1 protein-coding gene and 1 pseudogene are annotated in these 2,545 nt (G+C 68.2%); both read right to left on the bottom strand.

Translation table 11 applies throughout. The annotated features are described in order from the left end of the window. Window positions 1-94: 94 nt before the first annotated feature. Window positions 95-886: pseudogene (locus tag ACFU6I_RS48385) on the bottom strand (permease); the annotation flags it as partial. A 542-nt stretch (window positions 887-1,428) separates the two neighbouring features. Further along, window positions 1,429-2,175, bottom strand: a complete 747-nt coding sequence (locus ACFU6I_RS48390) for a DUF6193 family natural product biosynthesis protein (RefSeq protein ID WP_384380913.1) — start codon at window positions 2,173-2,175, stop codon at window positions 1,429-1,431. Between the last annotated feature and the right edge of the window lie 370 nt (window positions 2,176-2,545).

The following is a 2,545-nucleotide window of genomic DNA, read 5'->3' on the forward strand; positions in this document are numbered from 1 at the left end:
AGCTCAGCCCGGTCGACTACGAGCAGCGATCGAGTACGCTCGAACTCGCCGCATAACAGGATGAAACGGTGTCCACTCTTCGGGTGGAAGTCCCCCCTCCCTTCCACAGCACCACTGCCAGCGGCACATTCCCGATGGAGCACACGAACGAGACGATCGCCACCAGCGGGCCGACGATGGGCCCCCACAGTTTGGCGGCGAGCGGGTGGCCGTCGAAGAAGAAGGTGCGCCAGAACGAGTCCGGGACCCAGGCGGCGATCGCGCCGGCGATGAGCAGCCCGACGACCAGGTCGCGCAGGATCGCCGCCCATTCCATGACGAACACGTGGCTGGTGGCGGTGAAGCCCTCGCGGGAGAACAGGCGCCGGGTGAAGGTGCCGTTGCGCTGCACGGACATGTCCATCGCGGCGTGGCCCTCCATCGACCCGGCAAGGCCCCGCTCGGCCTGTTCGCGGGCCTGGCGCAGGAGCCCCGTGCGCAGGAACAGCCGGAACAGGACCGCCAGCACAATGATCATGATGGGGCCGCCGACGAACTCGGCGGCGGTGAACTGCCAGCCCATCAGCAGCGCCAGGATGACACCGAGCTCGACGACGAGGTTGGTGGAGGCGATCTCGAAGGCCATCGCGGCGGTGAAGTTCGCGCCCTTGCGGAACAGCGAGCGGGCCAGTGCCACCGCGGCGTAGGAGCAGGACGAGGACGCCACGCCCAGGCCCGCGGAGACGGCGAGGGTGCGGGGCCGGTCGTCGCCGAGCAGAGAGACGACGGTGGACTTGCGGACCACGGCTTGGACGACGGCGGACAGGGCGAAGCCCAGGATCAGGGCCCAGGTGATCTCCCAGGTCATGGACCCCGTGATCGACAGTGCGTGCAGTACGGCGTGCATCCGTGAAGCCTTCCCTGCAAGGTGCGGCGAACGGCCGGTGGACACGCTGAATGGCAGGCGCCCCTTTTTCGACAGGCGTCCCTTTTTCGGCCGGGGTGCGGGGAGCCGGCACGACCAGCTCATCGAACCCACAGCTGCCGATGCATGGCCATCCGCGCGGTGCATGGGCAGGTTGAGCACGGGTGCGGGTTTCTACTGGCCGGCCTGTCGACGGGTAGTTGGCCAGTCGGTACCCCGGAACGGGCAGCATCGGGTCCGAACAGGTGGCGCCGGGAACTCCTGGGACGGGTCGCCTCTCCCAGGGCCGACATGCCGGACGCATCACTGCAACGTTCGGTTCCCGTGGACACCTGACCTGCCGAGGCGCCTCTGAGGGGGCTGGTGCTGCGACCGGAAAGGTTCACCGGCTCGTGACGCGCGGCACGGCACCTCGCTGCGTTGTCGCATCGCCCGAGTACGTCCGGTACGAGGGCGATCCTCCGCCTTGCGATGCACCGCACCGGACGCCGCGAGCTTCCCGGCAAACCTCTCCGGTCGCAGCACTAGAGCGGCAGGCCGAGCGAGATCGGGCCGAGGCCGGGCGGTAGATGGCGCACGGCCAGTGCTACCGCTTCGTGCGGCGTGGTGAATACGCCGAGGTTCGGAGTGATGAAGCCGTTTCCCACCCCGTACGTGCCGTCGCCGCCCGCGGTCAGGCACGGGCTGCCGAGAGTCAGGCGCGGGCGGGTGGTGATCGAGAAGCGCAGCGCCCAGTGGCTCGTGAACGGGTAGAGGGCGCGCAGGGCCGGCTCTGCGTACGCCGCCTCGATCAGGGCTTGGTACTGCTCCTGCCAGGAGTACTCCAGTTCACGTGCCTGCTGGAGCATGCTCTGCCACTCGGATTCCACCAGACGCACGGGATCGAGGTCGGGCACCTCGAAGCGGCCGGTCAGGTGCACGAACGGTGCCGCCCGGCGGATGTCTCCGAGGGACTCTCCGTCGTGCCAGGCCCGGGCCGCCCTGGCGACCTGGGCCAGGTCGTCCGTCTCACCGTTGATGAGGCATGAGCCCTGGAACGGCTCCTCCCCGCGGATCGACCACCGCCGCTCGTGTTCCCATGCGCTGATCTGCAGCGGCTCGCGGTGCGGCAGGGTGCTCGCAACGCTCTCGTGGAGCAGCGAACCGGAGCCGGGCGACTCGACGGGAACGGAGTCGAGGCAGCCTTCCGCCGTGAGCCGGAGCGCTACGGCGAGACTGCCGCAGGCCGCAACGTCGGGATAAAGGACGGCAGGGGCAGGAGGTATGGACACAGCTCGTGATTGTGCCCGACCCGCGAATCCGGGCGGGAAGCAGCCGCTGGCCAACCTCTGATGGCGGCTCGGTGATTATCGCGAACATCCGCCAACTATCGCGAACGGTCACACAAACGATGTGACATTGAGCCGCAGGTGCTCAGGAAGGGGTGGGGTGTCAGTCCATCCCGGGTGGGGGAGTGCAGAAGAGAAGGCCCGGAACATCAGCTTCTGCCATGCCAAGTCTGCGCAGTCCTTGGTGATCCGGGCCCCGGTCCCCCTCGAGCTGTTGCTAAGGGCTGTCCCGTAATCCCTGGCGGGCGCACGACGCCGGCTACGGCACCTCGCTGCGTTGTCGGAACGCCCGAATACGCCCAGTATGAGGACG

Source organism: Streptomyces sp. NPDC057486, assembly GCF_042802415.1.
GTDB lineage: Bacteria > Actinomycetota > Actinomycetes > Streptomycetales > Streptomycetaceae > Streptomyces > Streptomyces yanii.